Source organism: Citrobacter sp. CRE-46 (assembly GCF_059615875.1).
Genome location: NZ_CM184341.1, coordinates 4,567,669 through 4,585,482 on the forward strand (window position 1 = coordinate 4,567,669; position 17,814 = coordinate 4,585,482).

General features: G+C 55.4%; 13 protein-coding genes and 1 pseudogene. 6 read left to right on the forward strand and 8 right to left on the reverse strand.

All coding sequences use genetic code 11. From position 1 onward, the window contains the following. Position 1: 1 nt before the first annotated feature. The 7 genes and pseudogenes from tssH to tssB all read right to left on the reverse strand — a co-directional run bounded on the left by tssH (position 2) and on the right by tssB (position 8,053). On the reverse strand, positions 2–2,524 hold the full coding sequence (gene tssH, locus AC534G_RS22190) for a type VI secretion system ATPase TssH (RefSeq protein WP_110496143.1): 2,523 nt from the start codon (positions 2,522–2,524) through the stop codon (positions 2–4). Next, a complete protein-coding gene (locus AC534G_RS22195) occupies positions 2,515–3,459 on the reverse strand; it encodes a type VI secretion system baseplate subunit TssG (protein ID WP_110496144.1) in 945 nt (314 codons plus the stop codon). The genes tssH and AC534G_RS22195 overlap by 10 nt, the downstream gene beginning before the upstream one ends. Then, a complete protein-coding gene (tssF, locus tag AC534G_RS22200) occupies positions 3,423–5,144 on the reverse strand; it encodes a type VI secretion system baseplate subunit TssF (protein WP_110496145.1) in 1,722 nt (573 codons plus the stop codon). Before tssF ends, AC534G_RS22195 begins: the two co-directional genes overlap by 37 nt. A gap of 19 nt (positions 5,145–5,163) precedes the next feature. Further along, on the reverse strand, positions 5,164–5,541 hold the full coding sequence (tssE, locus tag AC534G_RS22205; RefSeq protein ID WP_038636696.1) for a type VI secretion system baseplate subunit TssE: 378 nt from the start codon (positions 5,539–5,541) through the stop codon (positions 5,164–5,166). A gap of 9 nt (positions 5,542–5,550) precedes the next feature. Beyond that, positions 5,551–6,033 (reverse strand): Hcp family type VI secretion system effector, encoded by a 483-nt coding sequence (locus tag AC534G_RS22210; RefSeq protein WP_038636693.1) that lies wholly within the window; start codon positions 6,031–6,033, stop codon positions 5,551–5,553. 18 nt (positions 6,034–6,051) lie between these two features. Then, positions 6,052–7,522: pseudogene (gene tssC, locus AC534G_RS22215) on the reverse strand (type VI secretion system contractile sheath large subunit). A gap of 18 nt (positions 7,523–7,540) precedes the next feature. Continuing rightward, a complete protein-coding gene (gene tssB / locus AC534G_RS22220) occupies positions 7,541–8,053 on the reverse strand; it encodes a type VI secretion system contractile sheath small subunit (RefSeq protein WP_038636686.1) in 513 nt (170 codons plus the stop codon). A 372-nt stretch (positions 8,054–8,425) separates the two neighbouring features. Here tssB and AC534G_RS22225 point away from each other — a divergent pair, with 372 nt between their 5' ends. The 6 genes from AC534G_RS22225 to AC534G_RS22250 are packed head-to-tail and all read left to right on the forward strand — an operon-like array spanning position 8,426 to position 15,814. Next, positions 8,426–8,884, forward strand: coding sequence for a hypothetical protein (locus tag AC534G_RS22225; protein ID WP_038636684.1), 459 nt, complete (start codon positions 8,426–8,428; stop codon positions 8,882–8,884). 14 nt (positions 8,885–8,898) lie between these two features. Continuing rightward, positions 8,899–10,236, forward strand: a complete 1,338-nt coding sequence (gene tssK, locus AC534G_RS22230) for a type VI secretion system baseplate subunit TssK (RefSeq protein WP_038636681.1) — start codon at positions 8,899–8,901, stop codon at positions 10,234–10,236. Then, entirely contained in the window at positions 10,217–10,966 is a 750-nt protein-coding gene (locus AC534G_RS22235; RefSeq protein ID WP_038636678.1) for a DotU family type IV/VI secretion system protein, read from the forward strand. The genes tssK and AC534G_RS22235 overlap by 20 nt, the downstream gene beginning before the upstream one ends. Next, positions 10,966–14,505: a type VI secretion system protein gene (locus tag AC534G_RS22240; protein WP_233593809.1), complete on the forward strand. Its 3,540-nt coding sequence runs from the start codon at positions 10,966–10,968 to the stop codon at positions 14,503–14,505. Before AC534G_RS22235 ends, AC534G_RS22240 begins: the two co-directional genes overlap by 1 nt. Further along, positions 14,502–15,425 (forward strand): type VI secretion system protein TssA, encoded by a 924-nt coding sequence (locus AC534G_RS22245; protein WP_233593810.1) that lies wholly within the window; start codon positions 14,502–14,504, stop codon positions 15,423–15,425. The genes AC534G_RS22240 and AC534G_RS22245 overlap by 4 nt, the downstream gene beginning before the upstream one ends. Continuing rightward, positions 15,422–15,814: a DUF4280 domain-containing protein gene (locus tag AC534G_RS22250; RefSeq protein WP_069324757.1), complete on the forward strand. Its 393-nt coding sequence runs from the start codon at positions 15,422–15,424 to the stop codon at positions 15,812–15,814. The genes AC534G_RS22245 and AC534G_RS22250 overlap by 4 nt, the downstream gene beginning before the upstream one ends. Positions 15,815–15,882: 68 nt before the next feature. Here the strand turns inward: AC534G_RS22250 and AC534G_RS22255 are convergent, their stop codons facing one another. Then, on the reverse strand, positions 15,883–17,796 hold the full coding sequence (locus tag AC534G_RS22255; RefSeq protein WP_110496149.1) for a BglG family transcription antiterminator: 1,914 nt from the start codon (positions 17,794–17,796) through the stop codon (positions 15,883–15,885). Between the last annotated feature and the right edge of the window lie 18 nt (positions 17,797–17,814).

The following is a 17,814-nucleotide window of genomic DNA, read 5'->3' on the forward strand; positions in this document are numbered from 1 at the left end:
CTCAATTAATAACTTGTAATTTTCTCTCCATCACTTCCCCAACCACCAAATTCTCAACATCCCTTGCCCCTACTCCCTTACACTTCTCCATCACCCTCTCCACCAATCCATCCTCCATATTCAACCTCTCTCCCGTCGCCACAAAATATCTCTGCGATAACTTATCCAATTTAGCCAGCACAATTCCTTTTAATATTTCCTCATCCAGCGCCCGATAAGCCACCGTGGTCATCCTTGCCAAAAACGCCGGGCGAAAATGCTTTAATAACTCCTCGCGCAATGCCTCATTAAACCGCTCGCTGTTTAATTCATTTGCAGGCGTATCAAGAATTAACTCTGCGCCGACATTGCTGGTTGCCAGCATCACCGTGTTTTTAAAATCAACAATCAGCCCGGTGCCATCTTCCATTACCCCTTTATCGAAGACGTTATAAAACGCCTCCAGCACATCCGGGTGTGCCTTTTCGATTTCATCGAGCAGCACCACCGAATAGGGGCGACGGCGCACGGCTTCGGTTAACGCCCCGCCGCTGCCGTAGCCAACGTAGCCCGGCGGCGCGCCCTTCAGTTGGCTGACGGTGTGCGCTTCCTGGTATTCAGACAGGTTGATGGTGATCAGATTGCGTTCGCCGCCGTACAAAGCATCGGCCAGCGCATAGGCGGTTTCGGTTTTGCCCACGCCGGTTGGTCCCACCAGCAGAAACACGCCGACCGGTTTTTGCGGGTCGGTCAGACCGCTGCGGTAAGCACGCAGGCGTTGGGCAATGGTCTCCAGCGCCGCCTGCTGACCCATTACCCGCTCGCTCATCCGTGCAACCAGCGTGCGCAGGGCGTGGGCTTCATCGGTCTGCATCTGGCCGATTGGGATCCCGGTCCAGCCGCTGATCACCGAAGCCACCGTGGCGGGATCGACGCAGTCCGGCACCAGCGGCACTTCGTCACGTAGCTGGGCGGCGGCGGTTTCCAGTTTGCCGATCAGCGCCGCGCACTCCACCAGTTCCTCTTCCAGTTCATCATCCTCTTCCAGCCGCACGCTGAGATCCAGCATTCGCTGACGGGCGGCCTGTAGCTCGCCGACCCGCTGGCGCTCGTCCTGCCAGCGCTCCTCCACCTCCCGCGCCTGCTGGTGGAGTTTTTCCGCCTGCGCCTCCAGTTCACACAGTCGGTCGTGATGATCGACGCCCACCAGCAGTTCGCGGTTCAGGCGTTCGCTCTCTTCTTCAATGGCCGCCAGATGCTGACGGATCTCCTCAAGCTGGGGCGGCACGTCATGCTGCGCCAGCGCCACCCGCGCGCAGGCGGTGTCGAGTACGCTGATCGCTTTGTCCGGCAACTGGCGACCAGAGATATAGCGCTGCGAGAGGCGCACCGCCTCGCGGATCGCCGTATCCAGAATTTGTACCCCGTGATGCGCCTCCAGTTTATCGGCCACCGCCCGCAGCATGATCACCGCGCTGTTCTCGTCCGGTTCCTCGATCTGGATACGCTGAAAACGCCGGTCCAGCGCCGGATCTTTCTCGAAATATTTTTTGTACTCCTGCCAGGTGGTGGCGGCGATGGTACGCAGTTCACCACGCGCCAGCGCCGGTTTCAGCAGGTTGGCGGCATCATTACCCCCCTCGGCGCCGCCCGCGCCAATCAGCGTGTGGGCTTCGTCGATAAATAAAATGATCGGCTGCGGGGATTTTTTAACGGCGTCAATGACGCCTTTTAGTCGCTGCTCAAATTCACCTTTCACGCCCGCTCCCGCCTGCAACAAGCCAAGATCGAGCGCCAGCAGAGCGACATCACGCAACGACGGCGGCACGCTGGCTTCGGCGATGCGCAGCGCCAGTCCTTCGGCGACGGCGGTTTTGCCCACACCTGGCGCACCCACCAGAATCGGGTTGTTCTGCCTGCGACGCAGCAGGATGTCGATGCACTGGCGGATCTCCGCGTCGCGCCCGATGATCGGATCGATCCGCCCTTCCCGCGCGTCACGCGTCAGATCGTGCGTATATTGATCCAGAACCCCGCCTTCACGCTTCGGGGATTCGCCCTTGTCAGGGTCTGCAGCCTCCTCAACGGAGTTGCGACACCAGCTCTGCCACTGGCTTTCCAGCTCCGCAGCCGGAAGCTGTAACAACAGTGGCATTCCCTGCGCCAACTGGGTACGCAGCCGTTCTCGGGTGAGTAAGGTCAGGAGCAATAAGGCCGAACGAACCAGAGGAATACGCTGGAACGTCGCCTGCAAAATCGCCCCTTCCAGTAGCTCTATCAGGTGTACGGAAAACACCGGCATCCGCGTACAGCCCGTTTTGAACTGCGCCTGAGCACGCTGGATCTCTTCACGTAACGTATCGGTGGAGATAGCCGCGTTGCTCAGGCAATACGCTAAATCACAGTGTTCATCATCCAGTAAAGCCAGCAGCATATGCTCCGGCTCAACGAACCAGTGTCCCTGCGCCCGGCTGCGTTCGGCGGCCTGTTCCAGCGCACGAAAACAAATTGGGTTCAGTCGTTTTACCAGCGCTTTCAAATCCATTTACTGTTCTCCTCAAGATGCTGTTGGCAATGGAACATGGCGGGCTTGCGCCCTGCCAGTTGCGCGGTATAACCCAGACGCGGCGGCGCAGCGCGGGTTAAGCGATGATCCAGAGTCAGGGTTGCGCGCATCATCAATTCCAGCGTTATTCCCGCACCAAACCAGATTTCCGCTAATTTGCTCAGTTGAATAAATCCCCGTCCGCCAGGTAAAAATGTTCGCCACTGCGCGGCATTTTCCGCACGCAGATGCACCCGTAGCGCCGCATGCTGATTCCATATTCGCCGACCGGCGACGCTATTGCGCCCCAGCCGACACCCGGTCCGGCTTTGAGACGCCAGCGGCAAGGATTGCCAGCGCCCGATAAACTCCTCAATATGGACGGTGATACCGAGCGTTGCCGCCACCAGCGCCACAAATCCCGCCGTTGAACGCCGACGATTCGCCAGCCCGCTGCTTTGCGACAGCAGACGCTGTAGCTGCCCAGACTGAGGCTTTTTTACGGCATCCAGATCAAAACCACACAGCACCCGCATCAACGTAAACCCCGGCGCATCTTCTCGCCTGGCGTAAGGCGTTGCCAGCCGATACAGGCTCAGGCTACGGCAGTGATGTTGAATCAAGCGCTGTTGAAACAGATGAATAAAGTCCTGCGACGCGCTGTTTTTATCCTGCGCCGCCTGTTGCAGCCATTCCAGCCAGCCGTAGGGCAGCACCCCATCGGCTCCGCCCGGCCCCAGGCTGTGGACCTGAAGGGTACCGTCGCGCAGCGACACCTCCGCAGGCGTGAACGCCAGCCCCAGTTCCCCCCGCAGCGCGGGCGTTTCACCGCTCGCCCGTAAGATGCGGATACACTGCTCGAGCGAAAAGCGCCACGGCTCGCGCCGCAATTGGGCGATTACGCTATCAGCGCGGTCTGTTCGGCTTCTGTCCATAGCGACAGTTCCTCTCCATCTTCCTGCAATACCGTACGAACAAAGCAGTTCGCGGTGGCATTGCGAGCCAGAAAACGGGCGATGATGCCGGCAAATAGCAGTCGGCTATTGCCAGTAAATGATTGTGGTTCAAGGGCTAACGTCACCCGGATGCCGTTATGCCAACCGCGCCAGGCATCACCTCCCCGATGCTCACTGACCCGTTGGCAACGCATCTCGCGAATACCATTAATCTGTTGCCAGACGGCGGGTGACGCGGCGGAAGGGGCGTACAGCGCCAGCAGCTCTTTCAGCGACGCCAGCGCCACCTCGCGTTCCACCAGCGACAGGTGATTGAGCGCCAGCGAGGAAAGCAACTTCCAGCGCGTGTCCCGCTGTAATGCTGGCTCAGAAGGCGTAGTCGGCGTACCCAGTAAATGTACTTGCGCAACCGGGCCCGGCACTTCGAAGGTCAATGGCGTTCCCGCTGTAAGTTGTGCGGCCTGCTCACCGTTGCTGCACCAGAGCGTTGCCGTCAGACTGGTTTCTTCATCCGCCACATACGGGTCAAAACGGCTGTCCACCAGCGTTAGCCACAGCGCATTCCCCTGGTGGCGGTGACGCCGTGCATACCAGAACCAGCGGGCCTCGCTATGTCCCTGGGCTGAGTAGTACGCAGGAACGCGCCAGGCTTTCTCACGGCGACTCATCCACAGCGCCTGTACGCGGTAGATGTGCACATTTTTGTCATGATGATCGGCGACCAGCCGATGTTCGCTCTGGGTATGTTCGACAAACAGCGGCTCTGAGGTGCGAGTAAAAAGGTTTATTACCGGCACGCAGCCCAGACGAATATCGCCAGGTTTAATATGCTGTGCTGCCAGTGGAGCATTGTCGAAAGGGATACACACCGTGATACTGTCGCCCTCGCCCGTCGACGGCAGCGGTAAATCAAAATACATCAGCGTCTGCGGACAGTTCATCCAGGCACTGAGCGCCAGCACGCTGGACTCTACGCCCGGTTCGCTGGGCAAAATCTTTTCGGCATTCAGCAGGCCAATGGGATGTGGGCGCAGCGGCCCAATGACATGGGCATATAACAAATCAAACAGCGTGGCATTGATTTGCGGCGAACCGCTGAGATGAATGCGCAACTGTGTTACCGCCAACGTTGAGAACTGATGCGGCGGCAGGCAACGTAGCTGAATACGCAATGCGCCACGCGCCTGCGCCATTCCGCTCAACTGCCGGGCCTGTGCGGCATCACACCAGACAACATTTTCAATCTCGATAGGCCACAGCGTTTGCGCCAACGCCGTGCGCCACCAGACTGTTTCTCCACTTTCCATTTGCGCGTATAACGGCGTTCCAGCAGGAAGCGTGTAGCCCTGACTCAGATCGCCCGCCAGCGGATCGGCGGTAAAACAAGCGGTTGCGCAAGAAGGAAAAGGGCGTAACAAATGGGGAGAGAGCTGTTCCAGTAGCGAGTCGCATAGCTCACCAAAGCCGTCATCAAGACGCTGATGCAGCCTGGCGCTTTGCAACGCAAAGCCTTCCAGAAGTCGTTCAACATGGGGATCCGGGCAATCGAATTCACTCAGCCGCAGTCGGGAAGCAACATGCGGATGCCGACGAGCGAATGCACCGCTGGCGGTTCGCAGCCATCGTAGCTCTTGCAGATAATCATCAAGCAATCGATCGTCCATTGATCTCCCCTGATACGGGTTATCGCCAACCGCCATTTTGGTACGCCAGCTCCAGCGTTAGTGGTTCGTCGTCGTTCCACAGCATCGCGTCAAGTTGCAGCGCCAGCGTCTGATGATGGGCATCTTTTACGCTCACGATCAGCGCCTGAATCCGAGGCTCATGGCGCAAAATAGCAGCGCGCAGCTGACGGCAATACCAACGCAGCACCCGTTCATCGCCCGCGTTCAGCCCGTGCCATTCCGGGACGCCCCAGGCAAGCAGCACCGGCAATGTGTCAGCATCTTCTGCCGCACGGGAGTTGAACAGTCTTCTCAACTCCCGGCAAACCGACTCACGCGGCGTAATGTCCTCATCCATCAGTCTGTCGAGCAGCGCGACGGGTAGTGACATGGGCATTACCTCAAGTTACGGTTTCTTATTCATCGCCATATCCCAGACGGAAGAGACGTTACCCTCTTTCTGACCTCCCAGTTTCTGAGCGGTAATTTCCCATTTAATTTTGGTGAAATTTAGCGACATCGTTTCCACCGGCTTACCGCCGGAACCGCCGCTCACGCTCAGATGCGAGATAATCACGTTATCCAGGGTATACACGATAAGTGGCAGCATTTTGCCGTCATCATTCCGACATAACGTCAACACGGCTTCTTTAATCATCTTCCCGCTGCAGCAATACTCGTTAAGCTTCGGCGTGGAAAGGTCGACAAACTTGGTCAGCGACATTTCCCCCACGTGCGCCCGTCCGGAGGTGCGTTCGGTGTTACTGACGTCGTTGGTGACCTGCATTGCGACGTTATGGCTGTAGGACATGATCTCTATCTGATCTTTAAATCCATCAACCTGACTTTCGCCTTTGATATCGTCGAGCTTTAAAAAAATCGCATCCATGGTTTATCTCCTTAATGATCAAGCGGCTGCCGGTGGCGGCAGTTCGGCGACCAGACGAATAGAAGTGGTTAACTCTTCTAACTGGAAGTGCGGACGCAGGAATACAACCGCGCGATAGACTCCCGGCTTGCCAGGCACAGCACTTACGTCCACCCGCGCTTCGCGCAGTGGATAACGCGCTTTGATCTCCTGTGGGGCGCTGTCGGTGAGCAGGACATAATCGGCAATCCAGTTGTTGAGGTAGCTTTCGATCTCGTCACGGCTCATAAAGCTGCCAATCTTGTCGCTTCAGGTAGTGCGCAAAGCGCGAGGCGGCCAGGATGTACGGTAGCATCGCTGAAATGCGCGCGTTGGCGTTGGCTTCCGGCGTGTTGTAGATTTTTGCCTGATTAGTCGTTTGTCCACCAAAGAACGCGGCGGTGTTAGTATTCTTTTTATGGCACAGCGCGATAAACCCGAGATCGTTCAACTCTTTCTCACGGCGATCGGTGATGGCTATCTCCGTTGGACAGCGCAGACTGATATCGCCGGATGGCGTAGAGAAGGTATGCGCTGGAAGATCTTCCACCAGTCCACCGCCTTCAGCGCCACGAATCGCCGCGCACCAGCCATACAAGGCAAATGCCTCGGTAATGCGGTTAGCCAGCACCCATGCGGCGTTGCCCCACAGGTATTTACTCGCGTCCATGCCGTTAACATCTTCAACGAAGTTCACCCCTTCTACCGGCACCGTATCCGGTCCGTACGGCAGACGCTGCAACACATGCGGTAACACCAGCGAGACATAGCGGGAGTCATCGCTATCGCGGAAGGCTCGCCATTTAATCAATTCGGTGCTTTCGAAGATCTTCGCCAGATCGCGCGGGACGCCCAGCTCAGCGAACGATCCCATATCAAATAAGCGCGGACTGGCGGCAGCAATAAATGGCGCATGGGCCGCTGCCGCCACCTGGGAGATTTTCTCCAGCAGCGCCGCGTCCTGCGGATGTCGACCAAACTCAAAATCGCCCACCAACACGCTGTAAGGGTTGCCGCCGAAAGTCCCGTATTCATCTTCATACAGTTTTTTGAACAACGTGCTCTGGTCAAACTCGACCGCTTTTTCCAGATCGTCCTGCAACTCCTTACGTGACACATTCAGCAGACGCAATTTCAGCCGGGTGCTGGTTTCGGTATTCATCACAAATTGATGCAGGCCACGCCAGGAGGCTTCCAGTTTCTGCATCTCCGGGTGATGTAATACTTCATTCAACTGGTCGCTGATGAGCGCGTCAATCTGCGCGATGCGGTGGTTGATCATCGCTACGGTATCGCTTTCAATCACCATCCCTTCATCAAGAATCTGCGTAGCCAGTTCTTCCAGCATGTCACGCGCGTAGGTCTGCTGTAGCTCATCGCGCGCCATTCGTCCTTCCTGAATAATGCGGTCCAGCACGCTCAACGTAACGGTTTGCCCACCGGTTTCAGCTTGTTCCTGAACATTGTCCATTGTTCTTCCCCTTTTTAGTTACGCGTTGTCAGTCGGTTTTTCTTCAGCAATGGGTCTTAACGCCTGAAGCTCAGCGTTGTCATTGACTACCTGCTGCAACAACGTATCCAGATCGTCGTTACCATCCAGTTTGGTCAGCAGGTCGCGTAAGCGTTGACGGGCAAGAAAAAGACGTTGGAGGGGTTTAACCTGATTAATGATATTGAGAGGAGAAAAGTCGTCGAATTCGTTGAAGTGGAGTTCTACGTTCAGCTTACTGCCATCATTAGCCAGACGATTTTCAACCTGTATCGCCAGACGAGGCGAGGCAGAAGAGAGTACATCGTCGAAATTATCACGATCGATTTCAACAAAACGGCGCTCACGTAATTTAGCCGGTGGAGATGCCGGATGCCCGGATAGATCCGCTAAAATACCAACAACCAAAGGAAGTTCTTTTTTCTCAATCGCGCCACCAGTTTCCACGTCATAGGTTATTTGCACGCGCGGCGGCCTAATACGGTTGAGTTTATGCTGAATGCTCTCTGCCATATTTAATCCTTTTTATTGCAATAGTATCCCTGGTGCTATTTTTGCCGCACCATTATTCGAAAATAGATTTTTCTGAATAACTACATGCAATATAAAAAACACAACAAAAAATAAATATCAACTTAATTTTTCAGTTTTTACACCAGGATCGCCGCTTTGATAAAAATCAAAAGCAATTAAATAACCAAATAAAATCAATAAGATACAAAACAATAATCACTAAAATGATATTTTCAACAAAACTAATTCACCACGTGAATAAATCAAGCAAAACGTTTTTTATTTTATAATCCGCGCTGAATAATGATTTAAATCAAAAAACAAACTTCAACCATTAATTACCGTTCTTATGACAATATAAAAGGACTTTATATGAAAAGCGGCATATGCCATTCGGCCATATTAATATTATTCAGTACCTTAACGTTACTGAATAGCGGCTGTTCATTGTGGCAAAACCGTGTGGCATTTAATGATGTAATTATTGAAACAGTTCCGGATGCGAATGATAACGCACCGGTAGCAGTGGATATTGTCGCTATTACCGATAGCGCGCTGTTACCCACCGTCCAGTCACTCTCCGCGACACAGTGGTTTAATGCCAAATCACAATTATTGCGTGATAACCCTGACGGATTTCGCGTCTGGTCTCTGGAACTGGTGCCAGGTTCACGTTTTGTTGCGCAAGAAAATCCCCTGCAGGGCGTTACGACAGAAGCAACGCTACTGTTTGCACGTTATCGCAGTGAAGGCGATCACCGGCTCCGGCTGGATAAAGTCAGTTCACTGCATCTGCTACTGATGACGGATGAGGCAATTCTGGCGCCCTGAACAAGGAAGATACTATGAGCACGATTCCGGCAATGGTCTGCTGGTACGAAGGGATGGCGATGTTGCCGCAACATTTCCAGTTACAGGCGCTGCGCAATGAAATGCTTCCCGCCATGCTGGCGCGGTGCGCCAATCCCGGATTCTGGGGCGTTAACCACCTACATATCGACGAAGCCGCACTGTGTGCCGGTATGCTGCGTATCCTGCGTCTTGAGGCAATCATGCCCGATGGCACGCCGGTTGAGTACGATATCAGCCGCGACTCGCCGCTGGAGTTCGACTGCCAACATCTGCTCCCCGCCGCGCCGGACAGTGAACATATTCTCTGGCTGGCGCTGCCGCCGCTAAACCGCGCCGGACAGTGGCAGTTGATGAATGACCGCTATCGCTCAACGAACAGCGCCCCAATGCCGGATCTGAGCAGCGGAGAATTTCCTGAAAGTATTTCGCTGTGGCAGCCCGCACCACGCCTGGTTTGTCAGCATGAACGCGCCGATTTAATCTGTCTGCCGCTACTTCAGATAGTGTATACCGAAGCAGGATTTCGTCAGAGCGACTGGTTTCCGCCCTCGCCCAGCGTCAGTGAAGAGAGCTATCTTTCCCGCAACACGCGACAACTCTGCTTACAGGCAAGAGAAAAAATTCTGTTTTTAAGCCGGGAAATGCAGTTGGCGCAACAGAGCCAACGCACCAATGACTGGCTGTGGCTAACGCTGTCGTTACAAAGTATTCAAGGGGCTTTACCGCTGCTGGAAAGCCTGATTAACGGTGGGCGTCCACACCCTGAGGATCTTTACCGCGCGCTGTGTTTATTTCTCGGGCAGACGGCAATTCTGACCCAGGATAAAACCCTGCCCTTGCTGCCGACCTTCGATTATCAAAACATGCAGCCGGCATTCGCCTCCCTTTTCACCATGTTGAAAAATCAATTGGCGCATATTCATCGCCGCTATCAACGGATCAACTTCAGCAAACTGGATAACATGTTTTCGCTTCAGCTCCCCGCGAATATCCATGCCGGAGAACAGGTGGTGATTGGTCTGCTGATGCCTGCTGGCAGCACCTCCAGAGCAGAAAGCTGGTTACAAAAGAGCCTTATCGCCAGCCAACCGTTTTTGGCCGTTTTGCGTCGTCAGCGAATGCATGGGATGACACTCACTCCACTGTCCGCCGAACAGCACGGCGACTGGGAAGTCGACAGCAGTATCGCCCTGTTCACGTTAACGCTTACCACCCAGTGGTTTGAAAAAGAGACGCCGCTGGTCATTGCTCCGCTGCATGAAACCGATGACATGCCGCAGCGGATCATGCTTTACCGTCAGGAGGATCGCCATGACGCCTACGAATCCTGATATGCCTGCCTGCCGTCTGTTTGATGACGTCTTCTCTCGCTGGCTGGCGCAGTTTGAACGCTGGAAAAGCACCACGCTGCCGCCTGATGAGTTGCACACGGAGGCTTTTGAGTACGCCAGTCAGGCGGTGGCAGAGTATAACCGACGTCTAATCCGTGAATTGGGTACCCCCTTTCAGCAGCAGATTGATGACGCGGTTTACGCCCTGGTCGCGCTGATTGATGAATCTGTACTCTATGGCGACTGGCCAGCCCTCTCACTCTGGCAGAGTTGCCCGCTGGAGTATCATTTGTGGCAGACCCATAGCGCCGGCGATCTGATCCCTCATAAGATCACCGCGTTACTCAATGAGCGCAGCCCCGGACAGCGCGATTTAGCCGCGCTTTATTTACGTTGCCTGACGCTGGGGTTCGGTTCCCGGCGTGACGATTTTGATCCACAGGCCCACCAGGAAACCTGTCAACTGCTATGGCATTTTGCTTTCCAGCATGACGCCAGGTTCAGCGATATTGCCCAGCGAATGGAATCCGCAGCACTGGGAACGCCATTACAGCTTCCGGCGCACCGTCGCCTGCCTGACAACTCACGTCTGCACCTGATTGCCCTCATCATACTGCTCGCTCTGCTGCTGTTAAGCCAACGATTGTGGCTAAGTATTGAAGATGCTATCGGCGTGAATACGTTGCCTGATTTCCCGGTGACCCAGTCCTGCCAGGGAGATTCCAGGTGATGCAACACTGGCTGACTCTGCTGATTATTGTGCAGGTGCTGCTGGCGATGACCCTCTGGTGCGTCTGGTGGCAGTGGGAATACCGCAACGATACGTTCATCCGTGCGCAAAAAGAGATCCAGCGCGCCTGCGGCGGTCAGGATCCTTACGACAGTATGCGCATACTGATGCTGGGCGACGAAGAAGATAACCGTCTGCTTTGTCGCAGTTGGTCACTCACCGACGGCCAGGAGTATTGGTTCGGGCAATGGTGGTTTAACCCTCAGTGTAGTGTTTTGTGCCTGCCGCAAACGTTGCAAACTGCCGGGAAAAAACGGCTTATTCGCCAGAATGACTGGCAAAAAATGCTCGCGGCATTGGTGAAAAGTCGTCCGCAGCGTCCACTGGACGCGCTGATTATCACCCTGTCGCTGGATGCGCTGCAGGGCGATGAGGCCGCTCGCGCCAGCCTACTGAACAACTGCCAACAGCTACAGCAAGTATGTGGGTTGAGTTTACCAGTCTACCTGCTGATAAGCGGTGTAGAAGCACTGGAAGGGGCTTCGTCTTTGTTAGCCATGTTGCCGGAGGAGGCTCGTCACAGCCCCATCGGCAGCGCCATCCCGGTCGCCAGAGAGGCCATCTGGAAGCCACAGTGGATAGACAGCGCGCTGGACAATACCCGAAGCTCACTGCGCATGCTCATCACGGAACTCGGCGCGCTGCGGGGAACTACGCCGGAAGATCTGTTTCGTCTGCCGGAAAACCTCCTGCCGCTAGCCGCCCCGCTGCATGATTATTTCGATTCTCTGTTTAACAGCAACGCCCGCGATGAACCTCCACTATTGCGTGGGATCTGGTTTGTCGCCCGTACGCTGACCCATGATAAACCACGGATGCAGTTTTGCCAGACGCTACTGAGCGGCAAAATTGCCGCCGAGCGTGGTCTGGCGCTCCCGGTCCGCCGCCTGCTGCGCCTGAATCTGCGCCGCCATTTCATTACCCTCGCCTGTTATAGCTGCCTTTGTGTTATCTGGCTGGCGGCAATGATCTGGAGCTGGCAATACCAACATACCAACGCCGTTTTACTACACGATCGTCTGCAAGTGCTGGCCACACAAACCCTGCGCGCCAATAACGCAGGCGAACGATCCACCGCACTGTACTGGCGAGTGCTTAACGGTATTCCGCAGTGGCAGTTTCGATCTGTTGTCTGGCCCGGTTCCTTGTTCAGCCATACCGACACAAAATTACGGGACACCTTTAATAACGCCACGTTAGCCAGCCTGCTATTACCTGCGACCAACAGCATCTGTCTGCAAAGTCAAAGTGAGAAGATGTCAGAGCAGGAGGAGCTACTGCCCGAGGAGCGTTACCGCCAGATTCAGCACCTGCTTAGCCAGGCAAAGCAAATGGAGTCGCGTTATTTACCATTACTGCAATTAATGCAGGTGAAGCAACCCACTATACAGACGCTGGCAAACGTCAGCGCCAGCATCTGGGGCGTGACCGTAGATACAGAATCGCTACCGTCGCAGGATCGTCTGAATGGGATGATTGCCACCCTCAACCTTTCACGCCTCAAGTTGCCTGACGCCAGTGAATTAACGCAGCGAAACAGCGAGTATTTTTCTCGCGAAACGATGCGCTGGCTGGAGCAGAATTATGGCAACACCAGTCTGGATAACAACGAAGAGCAGCTCGAACAGTTACTGACGTTATTCAGCAATGACTCACGGGTTACTCCGCTATTTGTGCGTTCCTTAATCCGTCAGGTCAGCCGTTTACAGGCCACGCTAACTACGATTAATAATCTTAGCCGCGATGCGACTCACTCACCTATTCGGCTGCCGTTGGATGAGCTCCTCACCCAGGCACGCACGCTCCGACTGATCGACAATGATGTGATTCAAGAAGTTTTACGTCATGAAGCCTTATTGCGCCAACGCTTTCTGGCACAGGTCGATGGTTCCCGCCTGCATTTCTCCTCACTAACCGAGCAGTCGCCGGAAGGCGAGTTCAGCGTGTCACCGGATGTTGTCGCGCTGCAAAAAAGCCTGCGCGATCTGCTCAATCAACCGTTTTGGCAGCGTGGGGCGAGCCTACCAACCGACACAACAGCAGGTTATCCCGGGAATCTACAACTCCAGCAGGCACTGGCGCTGTTTGGCGGATATGAGCGTTTTATACAACAACTTCCGGACAGTATCTGGCGTCCCAAACTCACTATGCTGGCCCGGCAAGCAGTTGAAAACGCCATGCTTCAGGCACTGTACACGGGGGCTGCCGAGTCACCTGACCATAGCAATCTCAGTACGGCTAGCGCGGATCAACTCATTGACGCGTTCAACCAGCTTAATCGTCCTCAGTTTGCCATCGCATTACGTCAGCAAGCCGCAGCCCAGGTGATTGCCCGCGTGCGCCAGGACGGCGGCGCGTTACTGCCGGCGATCGCCCCTCCCGCCGTGAATTACGCCACGGCAGAGCAGGCGCAGGTCAGCGGGCAGAAGATTGCCGGTTGGGCCAACGCGCAAGCCGCGCAAATCTCCGGCGCATTGACCCGCTATCAGCAGGATATCGACTGGCTCGACAAACAGCGTCCATGGCTTACCACGACGGAAAACCAGCTTATCGTCCGCTGGAGCAGTTCACTGGCCACAATGCAGCGGCTGCAACAACAGGATCCTGGCAGCCCGCCGATGCAAATGACCACGCTTGCCGCCGCGCTGCCCACGCTTTCCGCTCAGAATTGTCAGAGCGAGCTGGCGCAGTTCACCACTTCCGGCGGTAACGATTTTTACAGCCAATCGCTGAACGCGCTGGTAAACGCATCGCAGCAAACATGCCAGCAGCTACGCCAGCAGGCGAGCATTGGCGCGGTGGGGCAAATCTTCACACTGTACAACGTCTGGCTGGCGGGGCATTTCCCCTTTACCGCCGCGCCACAGGCACCGGATGCCGATGTCGATCGGGTTCGCGAACTCACGACTTTACTCGCGCAGCTCCCTCCAGAAACGCTCTCTGCGCAGCCGCCATTGATTCAACAACTGGCGGCGGCGCAGCCATTACTTTCCGCGCTGGTCAGTCCGGAAGGGGTTACGTTACGCGTTATCTGGCGCACCTCTCGTCACCGCGAGGTCGGCGCTGACCAAATTGCTGACTGGCGGCTTACCGGCAATCAACAGGCAATAAGCTACCCCGGCGGCACGACGAATCTGCACTGGCGTAGCGGAGACAGCCTGAACTTTAGCCTACGCTGGGCAACTAACTCCGCCTGGCGACCAATGCCAGGTCTGTCACAGACAGGTGTAACGGTAAGCGGTGATACTGGTCGCTGGCGCTGGCAGGGGGCATGGTCACTGCTGAGGATGATCAAACAACAGCGCGTCGGCGGCGCGCTGGCGCAACCGCTACCATTACGCTTTTCGCTTCCTGTGGGAGATGGTCAGCAACAGTCACAAACCACCGTCTTTTGGCAAATCGCGTTGTTGGATGCACAGGGCAAAGCGCCGCTACCGTGGGTACCGCTTACCGAACAGGGATTATCACAAGGAAAATGATGGAACATATTCAGGCATTACTGACGCCTATTCAGGCGGATAAACCGTGCGGAGACGCGATCCGCTATTCACCAGAGTTCGACCGACTGGTCGCCGCTCGCCAGCAGGATGACGAAACGCTGCCCACGGGCGTCTGGCAAAGCACGCCGCGACGCGCTGACTGGGACGCCGTCGCACAGATCGCCACGTCGCTGACAAAAACGCTCAGCAAGGATCTGGTGATTATGAGCTGGCTGGGTGAGGCATGGATTCGGTCACAAGGCTTAACGTCTTTGCCCGATGCGCTGGCATTGGCCACGCTGGCGCTGGAGCGTTATCCAGAGGAATTGCACCCAAAAATCAAAGAGGGCGACTATGATTATCGCGCCGCCCCACTTTGCTGGATGGCGCAGCATTACGCCGTTCTGGTCGCCGAAGCTCCGCTATTTATAGCGAATGGAGAGCATATCTCCTTATCACAGTGGCAGCAGGGAAAATTATCAGACGTTCCCCTACCTGGGGCGGAAGAGTCGATCGTTACGGCGCTAACAGCAAGTCTTGAATGGCTTACGCGGCTTAATACCGTTTGTCAGGGCTGGCCCGCAGCATCCGCACCGTCTTTCAATCCGCTGGAACAAAAAATTAAAACCTGCCTGCAAGCATTGGGGGCTAACTTGCCAGCCCCCTCACAGCCTGTCGTACAAGAAGCGGCACCAGTGCCCGGTAATCCCGTTGCATTTGCCCACCGCGGGGAAGCGTATCGGATGATTAAAGAGGTCGCGGATTACCTGGCGCGTACTGAACCACACAGCCCGGTGCCTTATCTGCTCTATCGCGCCTTTGCCTGGGGGAATACGCCGCTACCTGAATTGCTCAATGAACTGATTAGCGGCGATGAGTCCGCTCGCCGACTGTGGAAACAATTGGGGGTACTGCCATGAGTTGTCCTGCCGTATGTACTGGCGCGATGCTGCAATGCTCGTTTGGCATTGCGCCAGCTACACTGAACGTGTTGCCCACCAGCCGAACCATCGTCAACAACATGCCGATGGCGAATATTATGGATAACAAACCGTTTGTAAACATTCTGCCGTTCGGGATGTGCAACAGCATCGCTAACCCGACCGTTGCAGCCGCAACCGCGGCGGCGCTCGGCGTGCTAACGCCAATGCCGTGTATCCCCGCCACACCGGCCCCCTGGGCGCCGGGCTCACCCACGGTATTAGTGGGAAATATGCCCGCACTCACCGCCCAGTCAAAGCTGATCTGCATGTGGGGCGGCGTGATCCAGATTAGCTTCCCCGGCCAGGTAATGACCGTTGTGCCGTGATGTGATGCCCTTGAAATTAAGGGGGGAACGATTGCAGGAGACGACGCTGCAGGATAATCGCAGCGTCTTTAAAAGCGACTCACGCACTCCATGGCGACCGTTTTGAACTCGGTGAAATTCCGGCACGCGCAGAGTCGCGTCATGGCCCGCTCGCGCAGGAAAGTGACGAAAATATCATAAATCGCCATTGCTTCTTCATACTCGCTTTTACTGATAGCGAGCAGGAAGATCACGTGCGCCGTTTCATCGCCCCAGGCAATACCCTGCGGGGCAAGAATGGTGTAGACCACCGTTTTCTTTGCCAACAGACCGAGGGAGTGCGGCAGGGCGATGCCGTCACCCAGCATAGTGCTGACGATGGCCTCACGCTCGACAACCGAATCAAGAAACTCCGCATCAACAAAGCCTTCATCCTGCAGCTGACGGCATAGTGTATTGAACAACGTTTGTTGATCCATTGGGCCATCGATAACGCGGAAATGGGCGGCATCGAAAAATTTGTTCAGCATCCACGGACGGGTTCTGTCGACCAGCACCAGTTTGCCAATCTGCTCCAGTTGATAATCGGTAGGGAACGGCGCAATCATCACCACAGGCTTATCTTTTTCTCCGAGCCGCGCGGTTGAAATCACGAAGTCTTCGCTGATGCTTTCCCGCTGTTCGTAGTCGCGTAGCGTCACGGTATCGACGATTTCTATCTGCGGATACTTACGTGCCAACACCGCTTCAATCATCCGTGCCATCGCATTTCCGGCATCGCATACCAGCAGAACTTTCGGTTGCCTTTGATAACCAATGTTGTAACTACGTTCCAGCCCAACGCCGATATGCAGGACAAGGAAACCAATCTCATTTTCACTGATGGTGTACGGCGTATATTTTCCCCATCCCGAGATGGCGGCCAGCGTCATATCCCATGCCATCGGATAGTGCTGTTTAATATTTTCCAGTAGCGGATTGGGGATCATTATCTGGTAGCGCACCCGGGTGATCATCGTTTTAATATGCGTCAGCAGGTCGGCATGTAACTGCTTGTCATTCAACAGGTTGTAGTTGTACTGGCTGTTGATAAACCGCAGGATGTAATTGACCAGCGCTTCATCATCATCCGCATTGATGGCACTGGGAGCGATCTCCTGAACCTGGCGAGCAGCAATATGCACCTGCAGCCAGTTCTCTTCAGAAATGGAGAGCGGTTTATCCGCCAACCGATGCAATACCGCCGCGATTTCCCGCGTGGCCAGGCATACAGATTGCTCGGCTTCTTCTGCGGCAAATTCCGGTAGCGGATACCCTTCGCTAATCCGCCGTACCGCCACCGCGCAGTACAAGCGCAAAAACAGCTCGCCCTCATCGGTCAGGCGGATATGAAAACGAGCGAAAATGTCCTGCAAAACGGGTTGCAGCCGCTCAGGAAGCCCGGCATTCAATGCTTCTTCCGTCACCAATGGGTGCTGCGGATCCTGCTGTGCCAGCATCCACAACAGATCGGTCAAACAGGCGCGGATCGCCATCTCGCTGCCGAACAGCTTCATGCCGTGTCGCGGGCGCGTTTCCAGCGTCAGATGATAACGTTGCAGATGCTCGCGCACCTCTGCCATATCGTTTTGCAGCGTCGCGCGACTGATAAACCATTCATCAGCCAAATCTTCCAGCTTCAGTGAAAAGGCCGAAGTCAGAAAGCGAACCACCAGCCAGTGAACCCGTTCCTGGCTGGTCCGTGGGATACGCAGCAACGAGTCGGGCTGCTGCGTCTGCAGGGTATGAAAACTTGCCGGATCGTCAATTTTGAGCTGATAACCGTTACCCCGGCTGAGGACAAACTGCGCGCCATACTGGGAGAGCAGCGCGTTTAGCGCGGTGATGTCCGCCCGTACGGTGCGTGTGGAAACCGACAACCGCTGCGCCAGCTCGTCCTGTGGAAGCGCTTCGTTTTGCAACATGCCAAATAGCTGCGCTAAACGTTGGTTGGGGAATCGCACGTCAGTTTCCTCATCTGT

What these genes read in the sequence shown, in the direction of transcription:
- AC534G_RS22235 (WP_038636678.1), top strand. Translation starts at nt 10,217, where the DNA reads ATGACGCCTACGAATCCTGATATGCCTGCCTGCCGTCTGTTTGATGAC.
- tssE (WP_038636696.1), bottom strand. Translation starts at nt 5,541, where the DNA reads ATGCCCATGTCACTACCCGTCGCGCTGCTCGACAGACTGATGGATGAG.
- tssH (WP_110496143.1), bottom strand. Translation starts at nt 2,524, where the DNA reads ATGGATTTGAAAGCGCTGGTAAAACGACTGAACCCAATTTGTTTTCGT.
- AC534G_RS22225 (WP_038636684.1), top strand. Translation starts at nt 8,426, where the DNA reads ATGAAAAGCGGCATATGCCATTCGGCCATATTAATATTATTCAGTACC.
- AC534G_RS22210 (WP_038636693.1), bottom strand. Translation starts at nt 6,033, where the DNA reads ATGGATGCGATTTTTTTAAAGCTCGACGATATCAAAGGCGAAAGTCAG.
- tssK (WP_038636681.1), top strand. Translation starts at nt 8,899, where the DNA reads ATGAGCACGATTCCGGCAATGGTCTGCTGGTACGAAGGGATGGCGATG.
- AC534G_RS22250 (WP_069324757.1), top strand. Translation starts at nt 15,422, where the DNA reads ATGAGTTGTCCTGCCGTATGTACTGGCGCGATGCTGCAATGCTCGTTT.
- AC534G_RS22195 (WP_110496144.1), bottom strand. Translation starts at nt 3,459, where the DNA reads ATGGACAGAAGCCGAACAGACCGCGCTGATAGCGTAATCGCCCAATTG.
- AC534G_RS22240 (WP_233593809.1), top strand. Translation starts at nt 10,966, where the DNA reads ATGCAACACTGGCTGACTCTGCTGATTATTGTGCAGGTGCTGCTGGCG.
- tssF (WP_110496145.1), bottom strand. Translation starts at nt 5,144, where the DNA reads ATGGACGATCGATTGCTTGATGATTATCTGCAAGAGCTACGATGGCTG.
- tssB (WP_038636686.1), bottom strand. Translation starts at nt 8,053, where the DNA reads ATGGCAGAGAGCATTCAGCATAAACTCAACCGTATTAGGCCGCCGCGC.
- AC534G_RS22245 (WP_233593810.1), top strand. Translation starts at nt 14,502, where the DNA reads ATGATGGAACATATTCAGGCATTACTGACGCCTATTCAGGCGGATAAA.